Source organism: Paenarthrobacter sp. NPDC089307, assembly GCF_040685055.1.
Lineage (GTDB): Bacteria > Actinomycetota > Actinomycetes > Actinomycetales > Micrococcaceae > Arthrobacter.
Window position 1 is genome coordinate 572,703 of sequence record NZ_JBFBHE010000002.1, and the last position, 17,029, is coordinate 589,731.

13 protein-coding genes are annotated in these 17,029 nt (G+C 62.8%); 1 reads left to right on the top strand and 12 read right to left on the bottom strand.

The genetic code is table 11. The features are described 5' to 3' along the window. Nucleotides 1-13: 13 nt before the first annotated feature. Both AB0N72_RS06530 and AB0N72_RS06535 read right to left on the bottom strand, forming a co-directional pair. A complete protein-coding gene (locus tag AB0N72_RS06530) occupies nt 14-889 on the bottom strand; it encodes a carbon-nitrogen hydrolase family protein (protein ID WP_363930151.1) in 876 nt (291 codons plus the stop codon). Further along, nucleotides 890-2,437, bottom strand: coding sequence for an APC family permease (locus AB0N72_RS06535; protein WP_363930152.1), 1,548 nt, complete (start codon nt 2,435-2,437; stop codon nt 890-892). Nucleotides 2,438-2,548: 111 nt separating this feature from the next. Here AB0N72_RS06535 and AB0N72_RS06540 point away from each other — a divergent pair, with 111 nt between their 5' ends. Beyond that, nucleotides 2,549-3,193 (top strand): TetR family transcriptional regulator C-terminal domain-containing protein, encoded by a 645-nt coding sequence (locus AB0N72_RS06540; RefSeq protein ID WP_363930153.1) that lies wholly within the window; start codon nt 2,549-2,551, stop codon nt 3,191-3,193. On the opposite strand, the gene AB0N72_RS06545 is transcribed toward AB0N72_RS06540, so the two are convergent. The 10 genes from AB0N72_RS06545 to AB0N72_RS06590 form a co-directional block, all read right to left on the bottom strand. Then, nucleotides 3,184-3,432, bottom strand: a complete 249-nt coding sequence (locus AB0N72_RS06545) for a PLDc N-terminal domain-containing protein (protein ID WP_363930154.1) — start codon at nt 3,430-3,432, stop codon at nt 3,184-3,186. The genes AB0N72_RS06540 and AB0N72_RS06545 overlap by 10 nt on opposite strands. A 35-nt stretch (nt 3,433-3,467) precedes the next feature. Continuing rightward, nucleotides 3,468-4,676, bottom strand: a complete 1,209-nt coding sequence (locus AB0N72_RS06550) for a restriction endonuclease (RefSeq protein WP_363930155.1) — start codon at nt 4,674-4,676, stop codon at nt 3,468-3,470. Nucleotides 4,677-4,749: 73 nt separating this feature from the next. After that, nucleotides 4,750-6,984 carry an AAA family ATPase gene (locus AB0N72_RS06555; protein WP_363930157.1) on the bottom strand — a complete coding sequence of 745 codons (2,235 nt, stop codon included), beginning with the start codon at nt 6,982-6,984 and terminating at the stop codon, nt 4,750-4,752. A gap of 116 nt (nt 6,985-7,100) precedes the next feature. Then, nucleotides 7,101-9,044 (bottom strand): DUF5107 domain-containing protein, encoded by a 1,944-nt coding sequence (locus AB0N72_RS06560; protein WP_363930158.1) that lies wholly within the window; start codon nt 9,042-9,044, stop codon nt 7,101-7,103. A gap of 66 nt (nt 9,045-9,110) precedes the next feature. After that, nucleotides 9,111-9,878: a copper homeostasis protein CutC gene (locus AB0N72_RS06565; RefSeq protein ID WP_363930159.1), complete on the bottom strand. Its 768-nt coding sequence runs from the start codon at nt 9,876-9,878 to the stop codon at nt 9,111-9,113. Nucleotides 9,879-9,903: 25 nt separating this feature from the next. Further along, nucleotides 9,904-10,320 (bottom strand): thioesterase family protein, encoded by a 417-nt coding sequence (locus tag AB0N72_RS06570; RefSeq protein WP_363930345.1) that lies wholly within the window; start codon nt 10,318-10,320, stop codon nt 9,904-9,906. 56 nt (nt 10,321-10,376) lie between these two features. Next, on the bottom strand, nt 10,377-12,455 hold the full coding sequence (locus AB0N72_RS06575; protein WP_363930161.1) for an ABC transporter ATP-binding protein: 2,079 nt from the start codon (nt 12,453-12,455) through the stop codon (nt 10,377-10,379). Continuing rightward, a complete protein-coding gene (locus tag AB0N72_RS06580) occupies nt 12,452-14,185 on the bottom strand; it encodes an ABC transporter ATP-binding protein (protein ID WP_363930162.1) in 1,734 nt (577 codons plus the stop codon). Before AB0N72_RS06580 ends, AB0N72_RS06575 begins: the two co-directional genes overlap by 4 nt. Before the next feature lie 237 nt (nt 14,186-14,422). Further along, nucleotides 14,423-16,468, bottom strand: coding sequence for an MFS transporter (locus AB0N72_RS06585; protein WP_363930163.1), 2,046 nt, complete (start codon nt 16,466-16,468; stop codon nt 14,423-14,425). Between the two features lie 10 nt (nt 16,469-16,478). After that, nucleotides 16,479-16,961 carry a MarR family transcriptional regulator gene (locus AB0N72_RS06590; protein WP_363930164.1) on the bottom strand — a complete coding sequence of 161 codons (483 nt, stop codon included), beginning with the start codon at nt 16,959-16,961 and terminating at the stop codon, nt 16,479-16,481. Nucleotides 16,962-17,029: the final 68 nt, after the last annotated feature.

Below are 17,029 nucleotides of genomic sequence, written 5' to 3' on the forward strand. Positions count from 1 at the left end.
TTTGTGGAGCACGTCAGAGTGCGGCAGGTTCGCTCCACTCCGGGGCTTTGAAATGCGCGCCGCCATACATCGGGAAGGACAGCATGCCCTGCTGGTCCCGGAGTTGGGCCCAGGGCCGGTTGATGCCGTGGGTACCGTACCGGCGGAGTTGGGTCACCCGGTCCAGGTCAAGGACACCGTAGAGGATCTCCTCGCCGCCTTTGGCCTGCTGCATGATGGTCCCTTCCGGGTCCACAATGACGCTCTCCCCCACGCCCGCAGGGTCGGCGCCGTTGACGTTGACCACGTACACCTGGTTTGCGAAGGCGTTGGCTTGTGACATCACCAGCTCCATCGCCCTGTCCCGGGTAGTGGTCAGCGTGGGTTGGACAATGACCTCGGCTCCAAGCCAAGCCAGTTGCCGGGCAACCTCGGGGAAGCTTCCATCGAAACAGATGGCCAGGCCCACCCGCCCCTTGCCCGGGATGTCGAACGTCACGAAGGAGTCACCCGGAGTCGTTGTCTCGAAGGGGCGCCACGGAAAAAGCTTCCGGTACCGCGCCGTGATTTCGCCTTCCGGCGAGACTGCTATGGCTGTGTTGTATGTCTTACCGCCGTCGGTTTCCAGGAGGGAACCGGGTACGAGCCAGACCCCCAGCCGGCGGGCCAGCTCCGAGATCCGGTCCGTGAGGGCACTGGGAACCGGGCCGGCAGAGCGGGTCTCGGCCTCTCGATCCGGGAGCAGGAACTCCCCTGGTGCTGCCAGCAAAAGTTCGGGGGCGACTATGAGATCTACTTCGGGACCGAGCGCCTTGGCGGATTCGGCTTGGGCGGCGAAGCGCTCCCAGGTTGCTTCGACGTCGTAGGGCACGGGTTTGGTCTGGATTGCTGCAATGGACAGGACGCGCATTTATGCCTCGGTTTCGCTGCTCAGGATGGATGGAAGTTCGTGACGGGTGGAAAAGGTTCCCCGCGGGATGGTCTTGCCGGTGAGATAGGGCCGGAGCCTGCCATGGACGACGCCCAGGGCCAGGACGCCGAGGGCGAGTGCACCCATGCCGATCCAAAAGACCGTTCCGACGCCAAGCCAGGACATCCCGACGTATTCGGGAGAGACCATGTCCACGGCGCTGTACGCGAAGGCAGCTGTCATCAGCAGTGCGCCCAGGGCCGGGAGGATGCCCTTCACCACAAGGGCAGATGCTGAGGTCCGCAGCTGGGACGCGAAATACACCACGCATGCGAGCGCCGTGGCGGCGTAATATGCAGCAATCATCAGGCCTACCGAGAGAATCGCCAGGCCGATGAAGTCCGGGCTGATGGCTGTCAGGATCACGGTCACGGCAATGCTAAGGATCGCCCACCAGAGTATGGACGTGGTGGGGGTGCCCCGGGTGGGATGCATCCTCGCGGTGGACTTGGGAAGGGCTCCGTACGTTCCCATGCTGAGCCAGGACCGGGGAGTGCTCACAGCAACCGTCATCAGGGCGGACAGAGCCGAAAGTCCGATGGCGAGGATGATGACCTGCCCAAAGAGCCCGCCGGTGGCCAAGGGGCCAAGCACGGACAAGACGTCCGATACCGTTGCGGGATCCGTGATGCCGGATACCCCGGAAAACCCGACGGCGGCTGTTGCGGTTGCAACGTAGAAGACCAGCAGGATGACGGTTGTGATGACCACAGCCCGGCCGGGCGTTCCTTTGCGGTCGGTCGTTTCTTCATTGACCGAGATCAACGCATCCCATCCCCAATAGATGAACAGGCACAGGATCACACCATGGACCAGGCCGGAGAGGTCACCTGAGGCAAAGGGATTGAACCAGTCCAAGCCCGGCTTCTGGGCATCCTCTGCTGCGGCGCCGGAGCCCATGGCTGCAAAAGCCGCAATGCAGAATCCACCCAGGGCAACCAACTGCAACGCAATCAACGCATATTGGACCCACACGGAAAGTTCGATTCCCCTGGCAGCCACGACGCCGCTCAGTGCTATGAGTCCGCAGGCAATGGCGGCGACGATGACAGGTTGCGATGCAGCCCATCCGAACCCAAGAAAATTCAGAAGGTAAGTGGTGGCCACTTGGGCAAGGGCGGCACTGGCGATGAACGAGGCAACCTGGGGCACCCAGCCGCCGAAGAACCAGCCGATCCGTGGTCCGAAAACCCTAGTTACCCACACGAACACGCCGCCGCAGTCAGGCATCTCCCGGTTAAGGTCCCGGAAGGCGAACGCAGTGAACAGGATGGGTAGAAACCCCAGCAGGAAGGCCGCGGGCGTGCTCGACCCGACGGCCACGACAACGAAGCCCAGGGTCACCGCCAGGCTGTAAGCCGGGGCAACAGCCGCCAGACCCAAGGCAACGGTCGCACCGATGCCGATCGATCCGGCTTTGAGTCCTTTGCCTGCAGCCGCAGGCGGAGGAACAGCAGGTGGCACAGTTTTGGAGAAGGGGGATGACATGGAGGCTCCTGGTCGGGTTGAAGGTAATTTGAATCACGTTCAAATTTGAATGCCATTCAATATCCGACTAGGCTCGTTGTCAATAGGCATCCAGCCAAAGGGGAAGACAGCATGGCAGAAGTCAGCAAGAGGGAGCTGAGGCGCAGGGACATCGCGGCGGCTGCACAAGCCGTGGCAGTCCGTGGCGGTGCAGAGGCTGCCACACTGAGGGCTATAGCTGCAGAGGCGGGCATGGCCCCCAACGCCGTGCTGTACTACTTCGGAGGCTTGGCGGAGATCACCGCCGCGGCGGTCAAGGCCTCCGCAGACCGCTTCCTGGCGAAGCTATCGGAGGCCGAACACTCCGACATAGATCCAACAAACAAGCTCGCGGCGGTGATCCGGGCAGGCACCACGGCGGGTTTGGAGGACGACTCTTCCCGCATCCTCTACGAATACTGGACCCATTCCCTGCGGGATCCCGAGCACCGGCGCATCCAGGAAGAGCTAACCCGCGCGCAGACGCTTACCTATCAGAGGGTCATCGACGAAGGTTCATCGGGCGGTGCGTTCTCTCCGGTCCTGGAACCGGCAAAAATCGCCCGCACCCTGGTGGCCCAGGAAGACGGCTTGGTCATGGACGTCCTGGCCGGCTCCACCACCAGTGATGACGTGCTGGAGATGGTGGCAGGCCTGGCTGCGGCCCTGCTGGGCCTTGACCGGGCCGCGCTTCTTGACCAGGTGACAGGCCACGTTTCGGGGCCACGTCAACGCTGAAGGACGGTACCTGCTGCGTCGCCGCGCCGCCGGCCAAACAGGAAGTAGCTGACCGGGCCGAAGAAGTTGATGAACGACACAGCACGCCAGATCGCTTTCCTGCCCCTGATCTGCGAGTCAGGCGTCCTGCCGATACTGCGCTGGGCGGCAGCCAGCAATGCCAGGTTCAGTGCGCCGCTAAGCAGGACGGAGATGCGCTGGCCTTTGCTCATATCCCGCCACGACTTCTTGCCGGCCATGATGCCTCCTATCGGCGAACGGTTTACCTATCAGGCTAGTCCGACGCCGATCGTCCCGCCACAGCTTGGCGTACTACTTCGCCCCACGACTGTTCAGCGAGGTCGGCGACTGCTGCCAAAATTTCCGACGGCGGCCGCGACAGATCCAGCGGATACTCCACGATGTCGATGTCCGTGTTCAGGATGCGCCTCAACTTCACTTCACCTGCCCCCGCGTACACCAACCAGGCCGTGGGTACCCGCAGGGCAGTGCAGTACGCCAGCAATTGGTAGTGGTCCGCGCTGAGCGAGGCCCCGGCGTCGGAAGCCGCCTTGTATTTGGAGTCATACACCACCACCGGCCGGCCCCCGAGGAAGTGCACGGCATCAGGACGGACAGTCAGGCGGTCGGAGTCCCGGACGGCTTCGTTCAGGAGCGCGCCGTACTGAAGGCGCATCTCCCCCGGATGCGCGCTCATGGCGCTCCGGAGGGCGGTCCCCACGAACTCCTCGAAGACCTGCCCCATGTCCACCACGAACGAGGCCGTCCGCTGCTTGCCGTGGCCAGCCTCCGCGGAGGCGTTGCGCAGGATCACCTCGGCCAGGCGAAGCACTGCGTGAAACCGAAGGTTCATCCGGCTGGCCCGCCACGGCGGCAGCGGCGCGCCAGGCTGAAGGCGCGTCACGGCGTCGAGCTTTCCCTTGAGCTGCCGCAAGCGGCTCAGGACATCGGGCCGGACGCCCGGGACCTGGCCCATGCGTTCCAGGGCGGCACGGAGGATCCGGTTCTCGGCAATGTCCTCGGTGAACTCGTCGTAGGAGACCTCCAGCGGCACCATCATTCCGGGGCGTCGGGAGATCTGGTCCGAAATACGGATGCGGCCCTTGACGGTGCGCAGCGACTCTTCGACAGTCAGGTAACCCTGCAAAACTCCCCGGTTGAGGGCCTTGTCCGCCAATTGTGCCAGCGATTCAGCCAGCGCACTCCACAGGTCCGGGTGCTCCACGGCCTCCACGGAATGGTCCCGGAAGCCTTGGTCTCCGGCGTAGCTGAGCAGGAACAGCAGGCGGTTGAGGCCCAAGCGGTCCTTGGGCCGGACTTCCAGTTGGATGGTGGCGGTCCGCACTGAGCCCACCTTGCCGGCCGGCTCAATCCGGTAAAGCCCCATGCCCATGGGCGAGGCCTTGGCCAGCCCACTGGTGTTGATGAAGGCCGCCGATTCAGGATCGAGTTTGTCCACAACCCCACCGGAGAGCTCATCCATGACGATGTGCCGGGGCCCCGTGATCGCGGTGCGGGCGCTGGAGGGCGCCCTGGCCGGCCTCGGGGGGATGGCGTTAGCGGTCCCCAAGACGTCCCAGCAACTGGTCCAGGCCGAAGCGCTCTTCCAACTGGGCCCGGTTCAGCTGCCCGTGGTAGTGCTCCTCCAGCAACGGCATGAGCTCGTACTTCCAGATGCGGCGCAAGCCGGCAGGGTTCTGCGCGGCGTTCTTCATGAAGTACGACGGCCCGATCATCAGGTCGCGGTCCCAGTCATCGATAGCGTCGTTGAGGGCATCCAGGAGATCTGCGTTCAGCGTGTCCAGCCCACGGGCCTCCAGGAAGCGGCGCAGCGAACCACGGACCGGTTCCACCTTGGGGTGCAGCTCAATGAAGGCGAAGCGGCGGCGGATGGCGGCGTCCATCATGGCGATGGAGCGGTCCGCCGTGTTCATGGTGCCGATGATGTAGAGGTTGTCCGGCAGGCTGAAGGGCTCGTTGGGGCTGTACTGCAGGTAGATGCGGTCGTCGCGGTATTCCAGCAGGAAGTACAGCTCACCGAACACCTTGGCCAGGTTGGCACGGTTCATTTCGTCGATGATCAGGAAGTACGGTTTGTGCGCGTTCTCCGGCTTGGCTGCTTCTTCCGCGAGGCGACGCAACGGCCCGGCCACGAGCTTGAAGGAAACCTGGCCGTCGTCGGTCTTGTCCGGCCGGTACCCCTCAAAGAAATCCTCGTACGCGTATGAGGGATGGAACTGCACCAGCTTTACGCGTTCATCGGTGCTGTCGCCGGCAAGCTCTGCGGCCAGGTGCTTGGCGAGATAGGTCTTGCCGGTCCCCGGAGGACCATACAAAACCAGCTGCCGGTTCTCTTCGAGCAGCTCCGCGATCTCCTGGAGCGGCTCCAGGTCCATGTGCAGGGATGCCGCGAACTCTTCAGTCAGGGGACGGAAACCCTGGTGGACGACCTCGACGACGGCGGTGGGCGGCGTTTCGTCCTCTCCATCGGTTTCGGCTTCCACCGGGAGCAGTTCCTGCAGTGCCTGGATGACGCGGGTGACATCCACCAGGATGCCAGGAGTGGACAACTGCCGCTGGGCGTGGCGCGGGAGTTCCGAGATGGCGTAGCTGTCATCGAACCACCGGACCTTGCGGCGGATGCGCCGGTTGTCCTCGTGGTGCTCGGGCTCGCCAAGCACCACACCCACGCGAACACGCCCCGCATGCTGGTACAGGGTGAGGTCGCCCGGTTTCATGACGGTGAGGAAGGCGAACACGGCTGTCTTGGTGTCTTCGCGTTCCACATAGCCCAGGTGCTTGTAATCCTCATCCACCGCATGCTGGACTACGCCGGCGGTGACACCGGCAGTGAGTGTGCGGAGGTGCTGTACGTCCAGGGTCGCCTTCTCTTCAGCGACCCAGGACGCGAGAAGCTCAGCGTTGTCATGGTGGGTGCGCAGGAGCCAGGAACGCCGCCCGGGATCGCCCACCTTCCGCCACTGGCTTACCAGCTGACGGGCGTACCAGTCGATGCGTTGCCCGGCTTGTTCGTCCAGGTGCAGGCGGATGCGGTGGATGTCCGCGGTGATGTCCTCATCCGTGTCGCCGTTGGCGCCGCCCACCAGCGAGGCGAAGGCATCCCGGATCTCCTGCCGTTCAACGTCAGCCACCACGGGCTCGAAGTAGCTCGGCCACACCAGGTATTCGATGCTTCGCCGCAGGGCAGGCTGGTCTTCAGGCGTTGCGGCTGCGAGTTCGTGGAACTTCAAGGGATCAGCCAACGCCTGGTTGATGGTGGCCGTGCTTTGGCTGTCCACGTGGGCAACGAAACGGCACAGCCACTTCAGGTGGTCCCAGATGGTCCAGTTGAATTCGGCGGTACGGTCCCGGATCACGCCGTGGTCCGTCATGCCCTCATACAGTTCTTCCGGCAGCTCGATGGGCGGCTCAACCCAGGAAGCTGCCTCGGCCACGCGGGCCCGTTTTACCCTCAGGGACTTGACCTCGTGCGCAAGCGGCAATGACTGGAGGAAGAGCAACTCCACGGCCAGCAGCTTCGCTTCGCGGGAGGCGCCTTCAAGGTTCTGCCGCAGGTTGGTCATCATGGGCGCTTTGGAGTCCTCAACACCGCGCTCAAGCCTTTCCAGCAACTCGGCAGCAGCATCCGCAGTCCAGGTAAGTGTGCGGCCGTCCAGCGCCGAAGGTTTGCCGTGAAGCGCCGGACCGAGCACATACCAAGCTGCGTCCTCGATCTCCTTGGAGACTCCGGGGGCGCGGTCAATGGCAGGTTTCAGGGAGGGAATCACCATGCCAACTTACCTTGTTTGGTTTAGCCAAGCATCTGGATATCCACAAGCTTCCCATGCTATTGGCCGCCCGGGCGGGGCTGCCTTCGCGGAGCTCGGGACGCGCTCTAAGGGTGGAGCTAATGCATCCCGAACTGGTACGCCGCCGGCACCGGATCGCCTGCGCAGACTTCTTCCCAGAGGGCGGAAATCGCGTCCTCCCCCTCGCGGAGGTCCGGGATTTCGACGCCCTCGCGCAGAATTGCTGCTGCTTCTGCCGGGCGTCCGGTCCTGGCCAGCGCCAACGCCTTGAGGAACCTCACACGCCCAACGACGGAGACCTCCGCGGGTGCCGCCTCCACCAGTTCCAGGGCCATGGCCGGGTCGCCATGCCGGATTGCCAGAGTAATGGCCTCGATAAGCAGGGCCCTGGTGGCTGGATCGGTGTCCACGCCTTTCCTGAGCTCCGCCAGACCCTTTTCGTCCTCCCCCGCGGCCAGCAGGGCCAAGCCGAGGCCGCGATGCACCAATGCCCTGGTTTGAGGGCTAATGCTGGTGCCGTTGGCGGCGAGGACCTCCCGGTACAGCTCCTCGGCCCCCGCCAGGTCCTGCCGGGCGTGCTTCATGGTGGCCAAGTGGAAGGTGGTGGCAGGACTGTCCTGCGCCGCAAGCAACCGTTCCCAATCCAACCCGGAGACGAAGCTGCTGGCGCCGTCGAACGCTTTTCCCTTCAACAAGCCGAGCCATGCTTCCTGCTCCCCCGTGACGCTCTCACCGACGAACGGGGTGCCGCTTTCATCGATCCACTCCATGCCGGCCTTCAACCGGCGGGCCCTCTCCACCACGCCCCAACCACTGCCGGGGAGGAGCATTTTCGACGGCGGCACGTCGGCATTCTTGACGGCCTGCGGCAGCATGTCCTGCAGGTCCTGATGGGGCATCAGTTCCTCGAGCCGCTCGCCTGCGTGGGCTATGGCGGCGTCCCAGTCACTCCCGTGCGACGTCCCGGGATCCAGATGCCCGTTGCCGTACGCTTCCACCCACGTCCACTCGGCACCGGCCGGCATCACAAGATGCTCGAACTGGGTTTGGGCGAGCCCGGCCTGGATCTCGGCGTACGGCCCTGCCCCGGGGCTCAACCACTCCTGCCAGCGTTTGCCGCCCTGGCCCTGGCCCCATACGAAGAGCTTCTTTCCGCGCTGACGGGACGTCGACAACATTGCCAACCCGTCGCCGTCGTCATCTGCCGCCACGACCCACCGCCGCTCCGAGGGATCGATGTCGAAGAAGAAGTCGGCCGCGTGCGGGTTGTTGACCAGCCAGGTGCCGTCATAGCCCTCATGGGCGGTGGGCCGGACGCGGGTAATATCCGTGGCGTAGTCGCTGCCGAAAGCTTCGTGGGCGGGCGCAATGACGCGGGTGCGGGCAGTCTCCGGAATCGCAGCGTTGCTCCACCAATACATAGGGACATCGTGGCGGTTCGGGTTGCGTAGCCGGATGGCTGCAAACAGGACCTCCGATTCCTCCGGAAGCCAAAGGTCAACCTGGAAGACCACTTCCCGCAGCCGTTCGTACTCCCACATGCGGAGGATGTGCTTACCGTCAGGGGTGTGGACAATCGCCGTGTGCAGCGGATCGCAACTGGTGGGCGAATGCCCCCGGGTGCCGATGTTCCATTCCAAACCACCGGCGAACCACGCCTTCCGCAATGCGATATTGGCCAGCTGGGGTGCGTTGTGGGTGTGGAGGAGCTGCTTGCCGGTGGCTTTGTGGAACAGCTCCCAGACGCGGCCGCCCAACGACGGCAGGACGGTCACCTTGAGCTTGGAGTTTTCAAGCACGACGGCGGGAACCTCCCTGGGTGCCGCGTCCCGGCTGTAGCCGTCCTGCATCAGATACGGGAAGATATTGGGCACCACTCCATAGCGGGCCGAGGCCTGAAGCTCTTCGGGCACGCCTTCACCCACGGTGTAGGGCTGGTCGAGTTCGGCAGCCACCACGGGCAAGGGGTTCAACGGGCCTATGTCCGCCATGGTCAAGGCGGTAGTGGTCACTGTCAGGGTGGAAGTTGATGCATGTGCCACGTCATTGTCCGATCAGGAGAGTGCTGCCAATGTCCGGCGCTCGTTACCGGGTGTTGGAACCGTAAATCAATGGGGGTCGTCGCCGAGGTTCAACGCGTTGATTTTCGCTTTCGCGGCACGGACGGCTTCCCGATCGGTCACCGTGTAAGCGGTGGGATCACTGCCGTCCTGGGTGCCCAAGGAGATGGTTCCCTGCTTGAGAGTGGAGACTGTCCTCTTGGCGGAAAGGTGGACTGCCGACAGGCCGGCTGCATGCATGGCCGGGATGTCCTCCAAGGCCAACCCGCCGCCGGCCATGATCTCCAGCACCTGTCCTGCCTGTTCCACCATGGTGGCCAACGTGGCAAGGCCTGCTCCGGCCGTGGCTGCGTGCCCTGAAGTGAGGACCCTGGTGAAACCCAGTTCCACCAGCTGGTCCAGGGCAGCCAGCGGGTCCTGGGACTGGTCGATGGCCCGGTGAAAAGTCACTTGGGCCTCCGGGTTGGCCTCCCTTGCCGCTTCCAGCAGGCGTTGGACGCTGTGAACGTCCACGCCCCCATTGGGTGTCAGTGCCCCGATGACAACCCCGTGCGCCCCCTCCAGCAACAGATGCTTCACCTCATGCACCATGGTGTCGATATCCGATGCCGAGTACAGGAAGTCGCCTGGACGGCAGCGGACCAGCGGATGGATCTCCAGGCGCCCGTCCACGTGCTCCATGCTCGCTTCCAGGAGCCCTTGGCTGGGCGTCACGCCACCGAGTTCAAGGCTGCTGCAGAGTTCGACGCGATGGGCGCCCTCGGCGGCAGCCACGCCTGCACCGGCAGCACTGACCACGGCGATTTCAAGTTTCATGGTGAAACTCTACGTGCCCGGAACGTCAGGCCTTATACCTTTCCAGCTTTTCCTTTTGTGCAGGCGTGAGCCTCAGTACGCGCCCGGTAGCCTCCGCGACGAAGGCCAGGTGGGTGGTTGCCTTGACGCAGTCTTCCCGGGTCACAGGATCCTTGATGACATAGTGAAGATCGAAGCTGGCCCCCTTGATGGCACCCACCCAGATCTCTACTACTGCCGGAATGTTGCGGTAGTCCAACGTCCGGACATAGCGGACTTTGTGCTCCACCACCAGTGTCATGGTGCCCTCCTCAACATCGTTGAAGAGGGCACCCGGAGGCTCTACGCCGGGAAGGCCCGCACCGCTCGGTGGCCCGAAGGCTGCGATGCGGGCTTCCTCGAGAATGCGCACGATCTGGACATTGTTGATATGGCCGTATGCATCCATGTCACCCCAGCGCATGGGTACCAGGACCTCAATGCGCCGGGGTTCCACGGACTCATTCAGGGGTTCCCCGCTCAGCTGTGCACCGCCGTCGAATCGTCAACCGCAGTCTCTTCTTCGCCAGCGAACTGGGACATGTACAAGCGGTAGTACGCGCCCTCCAGCGCAAGCAGCTCAGTGTGATTGCCCTGCTCAACGATGCGGCCATTCTCCATCACGAGGATGGTATCGGCATCGCGGATGGTGGACAGGCGGTGGGCAATGACGAAGCTGGTCCGGTCGGTTCGCAGCGCCGCCATGGCTTTCTGCAACAGCAGTTCCGTACGCGTATCCACCGAGCTCGTGGCTTCGTCCAGGATCAGCAACGAGGGATCGGACACGAACGCGCGGGCGATGGTGATGAGCTGCTTCTCACCGGCACTGACGTTGTTGCCTTCTTCGTCGATGACCGTCTGGTAGCCGTCCGGCAGTGCACGGACAAAGCGGTCCACGTATGTGGCCTTGGCTGCTTCCATGATCTGCTCTTCGGTAGCGTCCAGCTTGCCGTACTTGATGTTGTCGTAGATGGTGCCGCCGAAGAGCCAGGCATCCTGCAGCACCATGCCCACCTTGGACCGGAGCTCGGAACGTGTGAGGTCCTTGATGTCCACGCCGTCGAGGGTGATCCGACCGGAATTGAGCTCGTAGAAACGCATCACCAAATTCACCAGGGTGGTCTTGCCTGCGCCAGTCGGACCCACGATCGCCACAGTGTGGCCAGGTTCGGCGCTGAAGGACAGGTCCTCAATCAGCGGCTTGTCCTCGACGTAGCTGAACGAGACGTGTTCGAACTCCACATGGCCGTCAGTCTTGGCAGGCAGATGGCGCGTACCATTCTCTTCGACCTCCTCATCCGCATCCAGGAATTCGAAGACACGCTCAGCAGACGCGACACCGGACTGCAGCATGTTGGCCATGCCAGCGATCTGGCCCAGTGGCTGGGTGAACTCACGTGAGTACTGGATGAAGGCAGTGGCATCGCCCAGGCTCATGGAACCGGAGGCAACCCGGAGGCCACCCACGACGGCGATTCCCACATAGGACAAGTACGACACGAAGTTCATGGCGGGGAAGATCACGCCCGAAACGAACTGCGCGCCGAAGGATGCCTTGTAGAGTTCCTCGTTCTTCTCATCAAAGCGCGTCAGCATGTCGGCATCGCGGCCGAACACCTTCACGAGGTCGTGGCCGGAGAACGACTCCTCGATTTGCCCGTTCAAGGCGCCCGTGTTCTTCCACTGTGCCGAGAACAGCTTCTGGCTGCGTGCCCCGATGACGCCGGCAACAACACCGGAGAGCGGAAGGGCGATCAACGCGATGAGCGCCAATTCCCACGACACGATGAACATCATGACCGTGATGCCCAGGACGGTGAGCACGGAACTGACCAGCTGGGAGAAGGCCTGCTGGAGGCCCTGCTGGACGTTATCGACATCATTGGTTACACGGGACAGGATGTCGCCGCGCTGCCGGGTATCGAAATAGTTCAGTGGAAGCCGGTTGAGCTTGGCCTGGACGTCGTTGCGGAGCTTCTTGATGACCCGCATGACGATCCTGTTGAGCAACCAACCCTGTGCCCACAGGAAGATGTTGGCCACGAAGTACATGAGCAGCACGATCGAGATCAGGAACGTCAGCTTGGAGAAGTTGATGCCGTTGGTGAGTTCCATCTTGGACACCATGTCGGCAAAGTTCCCTTGGCCCTGCTGGCGCATGAGCTCAACGAACTGTTCCTGCGATACGCCCGGGGGAATCTGCTTGCCCATGACGCCGCCGAAGATGACGTCCATCGCGCTGCCCAAAATCTTTGGTGCGATCACGTTCAGGACCACGGAAACAATCACAAGCCCGATCACGATGAACACGCCCACGCGTTCAGGCTTCAACAGGCCCATGAGCCGCTTGGCGGAAGGCCAGAATTCCTTGGCCTTCTTCGCAGGAACGTCCCCGAACATGCCGCCGTCGGCTTCGGAGGGCACGTACTCTTCCTCAACGAAATCGTCGTCATCCAACGCTTCGGTTGCAACCTCCGCGGCCGCAGTTGCCTTGGCGTCCTTCGCGGCCTGTGCCTTGGCAGCCCAGCCACGCTTCTTCTGCTGGTTCTCCCCGCTCATGCCACTTCCTCCACGCTCAGCTGGGACTCGACGATTTCCTGGTACGTGGGTGACGTCTCCAGTAGTTCGTCGTGCGTTCCCCGGTCAACAATGCGGCCGTTGTCCAGTACCAGGATCTCGTCAGCGTCCGCAATGGTCGAAACCCGCTGGGCCACGATGATGACCGTGGCGTCCTTGGTCTTGCCCTTCAGGGCTTTTCGGAGCCTGGCGTCGGTAGCGACATCCAGCGCCGAGAAAGAATCATCAAACAGGTACACATTTGGCTTCGTCACCAGCGCCCTGGCGATGGACAACCTTTGGCGCTGTCCACCGGAGACGTTGGTGCCGCCCTGTGCGATCCTGCGGTTAAGGCCGGAGGACTTCTCCTCCACGAAACCCTTGGCCTGTGCCGTTTCCAAGGCTTCCCACAGTTCCTCGTCCGTGGCATCGGGCTTGCCGAAGCGCAGGTTGTGCTCAATGGTTCCGGAGAACAGGTACGGCTTTTGTGGAACGGAAGAGACACGGCTGGTGATTTCCGAGGCGTCCATTTCGGTGACGGGAACGCCGTCGAGCAGGACCTCACCCGAGGCGACGTCGTAAAGCCGCGGCAGCAGCGAGACCAAGGTGGTCTTGCCCGCGCCGGTGGAACCGATGATGGCGAGCGTCTTGCCCGGTTCTGCCGTGAAGGAGATATTGCTCAATACGGGTGCCTCTGCGCCCGGGTACTTGAAGGTGACGTCGCGGAATTCCACGCGTCCCTTCTTTTCTGCAGGTACCACTGGGGAGGAGGGGTTGTGGATGGACGGCTCCACGTCCAGGACCTCGCCGATGCGGTCTGCGCAGACGGATGCGCGCGGAATCATCATGGCCATGAACGTTCCCATCATGACGGCCATGAGAATTTGCAGGAGGTACTGCAGGAAGGCCGTCAGGGAACCCACCTGCATGTCACCGGTATCAACGCGCTGGCCACCGAACCACAGGACGGCCGCAGTGGACAGGTGCAGGATCATGCCAATAGCCGGGAACATCAGGACAAACAGGTTGCCGATTTTCACCGATACGGCCGTGAGGTCCTGGTTGGCATCACCGAAACGCTTGGCCTCGTGGGGTTCACGAACAAAAGCGCGCACCACGCGGATGCCGATGATCTGCTCGCGAAGAACGCCGTTGATGGCATCGATCTTGGTCTGCATGGAACGGAACAAGGGCATCAGGCGGACCACGAGGTAGCCCACTACCGCCACCAGAACCGGAACGGCGACCCAGACGAGCCAGGAAAGGCTGAGGTCTTCGCGGAGCGCCATGATGATGCCACCAACGCACATGATGGGCGTTGAGACCATGAAGTTCAGGCCCATCAGCACGAGCATCTGCACCTGCTGGACATCGTTGGTGCCGCGGGTAATCAGGGTGGGGGCGCCAAAGCGGTTGACATCCTGGGCGGAAAAGCTGCTGACCTGGCGGAACACGCTCCGGCGGAGGTCGCGGCCGATGGCCATGGCAACACGGGCGCCGAAGTACACGGCGGTGATGGCGGTGAGTACTTGTCCAAGGGCAACTGCGAGCATGAGCGCACCGGTTTGCCAGATGAAATCGGTGTCGCCGCGGGAGACCCCCTCATCGATGATTTTGGCGTTGAGGCTGGGAAGGTAGAGCGTGGCGATGGTGGACGCCAGCTGAAAAATCAGCACGGCCACAATCTGCGGCAAATACGGCTTTGAGTAGCGCCGTATCAGGGTGACAAGCATGCCCACGGGTCCTTAGAAAGAGTGCGTTAATGTGACGTAAGAAAGTTTTGCAGCAGGGGCTGACAGTATTAGCCTCCCCACTCTACGAAATCCGTTGCCCCGGCGAAACAACTTCGGGCAAAGATCATCCCAGCGGAGTATTTCCCGTGTCGTGGCTGCTCCCTCCGGTGCAGGAGGATGCCGAAACACGGCAAAGCGCCGGCTGGAATCCCAGCCGGCGCTTTGGTGCAGCAGGTTCTAGCCTGCGTGCTTTCCGTGTTCCTGACGGGCTTCAACACCCTGGAGGAGAAGCAACGCCACACGTTCCTGTTGCCTGCGTTCGCGCTTGAGCTGCTTGCGGAGCGCAGCCAGTTCCTCCACGGTGGCTGCCTGCTGCTCGGCAATGCTCTGCTGCTCCCGCAGGCGTGCCTGCAGTTCCACGTTGGCCCGGCTGAGCTGGAGTTGCTGTTCTGCCAGAACGTACTGGGTACGCGTCAGCTGCTCCTGCACTTCCTTCACATCGGACGTGGCGTGCGAACGCTCCTGGGTAAGGATCCGGGCGAACTCAAGGTCAAGGTCCGAACCCGGGTTCTCCGGCCGTACCTCACGATCGGCCCCCGAAAGGGGACGACGGGCACCCAGGTGGCTGGCGTCGTCGTCGGGGGTCTTCACGGCGTCCATGGACGCGGTGTCCAGCGACATGCCGGCCTCCCCCGACGCCGTGGCCACGAGCTCCTTTTCCGGAGCCGCGTCAACCGTGCGGCGCAACGGGCGTTCCTTGATGAACAATACCGCCAGGAGGGCCACCACGCTGATGATGGCGGAAATCAGGAAGATCTGCGCGGTTGCGTCACCATAGGCCGCGCGCATGATGTCAGCGATGGGAGCCGGCATATCCGCCAGGTCCATGCTGGCTCCCGAACCGCCACCCTGGACGGGGATACCGGCCGCAGCCATGCCCTCGAGGGCCAGGTCCTTCACGTGGTTGGACATGATGGCTCCGAGAACCGAGACGCCGATCGCGCCACCCACCGAACGGAAGAACGCTACCGAAGCACTGGCTGTTCCAATGTCCTTTGCCTGGACAGTGTTCTGCACGGCCAGCACCAGGTTCTGCATCAACATGCCCAACCCAAGGCCGAACACACCCGTGTAAATCGCGACGATCCACAGTTCAGTGGTGTGGTCCATGGTCCCTGCGAACGCCAGGCCACCGATCAGGAGAACCGAGCCTGCGATCAGGAACCGCTTCCATTTACCGAAGCGGCTGATCAGGACGCCCGACGCCACGGAACCGATGAGGTTGCCGGCAATCATGGGAAGTGTCAGCAAGCCGGCTTCGGTAGGCGTTGCGCCACGGGCCACCTGGAAGTACTGGCCCAGGAAGGTGGACGAACCGAACATGGCGATACCAACGGCAACAGAAGCGACGATGGCCAACGCCGTGGTGCGCTCGGAGATGATCTTGAGCGGGATGATCGGCTGGGCAACCTTGGTCTCCACGAACACCAGGAGGGCAAGGAGGGCCACGCCGCCACCGACCATGAGGGCGGACTGCCACGAAACCCAGTCGTAGTACTCCGGGTTGCCGGCGAAGGAAACCCAGATGAGCAGCAGGCTCACGCCCGAGGTCAGCAGGATGGAACCGAGCCAGTCGATCTTGGCCGGGCGCTTGATGTGTTGGATCTTCAGGGTGATCTGGAGCAGGATCAGGGCGACGACGGCGAGCGGAACGCAGACGAAGAACGTCCAGCGCCAGCCAAGCGGGCTGTCAACGATGAAACCACCCAGCAAAGGTCCACCGGCGGTACCCACTGCCATGACGGCACCCATGTAGCCGGAGTACTTGCCGCGGTCACGCGGAGGGATCATCGAGCCGATGATCGCCTGGGCCAGTGCCGTGAGGCCACCCATGGCAATGCCCTGGATAACGCGTGCGGTCAGAAGCAGCGGAATGGTCTCGGACAGGCCGGCCATCACCGAGCCGGCCACGAAGATGATGATGCTCAGCTGGACAAGGAGCTTCTTGTCGAAGAGGTCCGCGAGCTTGCCCCAGATGGGCGTAGTTGCGGCGTTGGCCAAAAGGGCTGCGGTGATGACCCACGCGAAGTCGGTTTGGGTGCCCTTGAGTTCGGACATGATCGTGGGCAACGCGTTGGCAACGATAGTGCTGCTCAGGATCGCCGTGAAGAAGGCCGCGAGGAGGCCCGTAAGGGCTTCCATGATCTGGCGGTGGGTCATGGGCGCGGCAGCCTTCGCTGCGGCGTCCACCGCCGTCGGGTTTTCTGTTGCTGGTTTAGCCATGCGTGGGCTCCTAAGCTGTCTGGTTTGTCGTGATGGAGCCGGCCGCCGTTGCCCGGATTGAGTCCTTGAGGGACTCCGTGAGTTTGTTGATGACCTGGGAGGCCTCGAGGGCGTCAGCCTCGCTCCAATCCGCCAGGTAATCCCGCAGTCTCACGCTGCGTTGTTCTTCGAATTCATGCAGCTTCGCCGCCCCGCGTTCGGTCAGGGCCAGGAGTTGCGCCCTGCCGTCGGCCGGATCGGGCCGCCTGGCAACGAAGCCGAGTTCCTCCAGCTCCGCAATGTGCCGGCTGAGGACCGGCGCACTCACACCCAAGCGCGCAGCCAGGTGCGTGGCACGGGTCTCCCCCTCGCCAATGAACCGCATGACACCCTGGACCGCCATTCCGACGTCGGGAACGCGGGCCATGTGGGCGGTGACCACGCAGCGCAGAGTCCGCTGCAGGTCGAAGATCTGATGCACAAGATCGGTTGCTGTGGCAGAACCGACAGACATGTAAAACACCCCTTTTGTTTGCCTAAAGCAACTATAACCTAGATTGATTGCTTTGGGAAACTAAAGAA

Coding starts and splice junctions, on each gene's coding strand:
- AB0N72_RS06555 (WP_363930157.1), bottom strand. CDS start 6,984: ATGGTGATTCCCTCCCTGAAACCTGCCATTGACCGCGCCCCCGGAGTC.
- AB0N72_RS06565 (WP_363930159.1), bottom strand. CDS start 9,878: ATGAAACTTGAAATCGCCGTGGTCAGTGCTGCCGGTGCAGGCGTGGCT.
- AB0N72_RS06540 (WP_363930153.1), top strand. CDS start 2,549: ATGGCAGAAGTCAGCAAGAGGGAGCTGAGGCGCAGGGACATCGCGGCG.
- AB0N72_RS06545 (WP_363930154.1), bottom strand. CDS start 3,432: ATGGCCGGCAAGAAGTCGTGGCGGGATATGAGCAAAGGCCAGCGCATC.
- AB0N72_RS06550 (WP_363930155.1), bottom strand. CDS start 4,676: ATGGATGAGCTCTCCGGTGGGGTTGTGGACAAACTCGATCCTGAATCG.
- AB0N72_RS06575 (WP_363930161.1), bottom strand. CDS start 12,455: ATGAGCGGGGAGAACCAGCAGAAGAAGCGTGGCTGGGCTGCCAAGGCA.
- AB0N72_RS06585 (WP_363930163.1), bottom strand. CDS start 16,468: ATGGCTAAACCAGCAACAGAAAACCCGACGGCGGTGGACGCCGCAGCG.
- AB0N72_RS06530 (WP_363930151.1), bottom strand. CDS start 889: ATGCGCGTCCTGTCCATTGCAGCAATCCAGACCAAACCCGTGCCCTAC.
- AB0N72_RS06535 (WP_363930152.1), bottom strand. CDS start 2,437: ATGTCATCCCCCTTCTCCAAAACTGTGCCACCTGCTGTTCCTCCGCCT.
- AB0N72_RS06590 (WP_363930164.1), bottom strand. CDS start 16,961: ATGTCTGTCGGTTCTGCCACAGCAACCGATCTTGTGCATCAGATCTTC.
- AB0N72_RS06570 (WP_363930345.1), bottom strand. CDS start 10,320: ATGCGCTGGGGTGACATGGATGCATACGGCCATATCAACAATGTCCAG.
- AB0N72_RS06580 (WP_363930162.1), bottom strand. CDS start 14,185: ATGCTTGTCACCCTGATACGGCGCTACTCAAAGCCGTATTTGCCGCAG.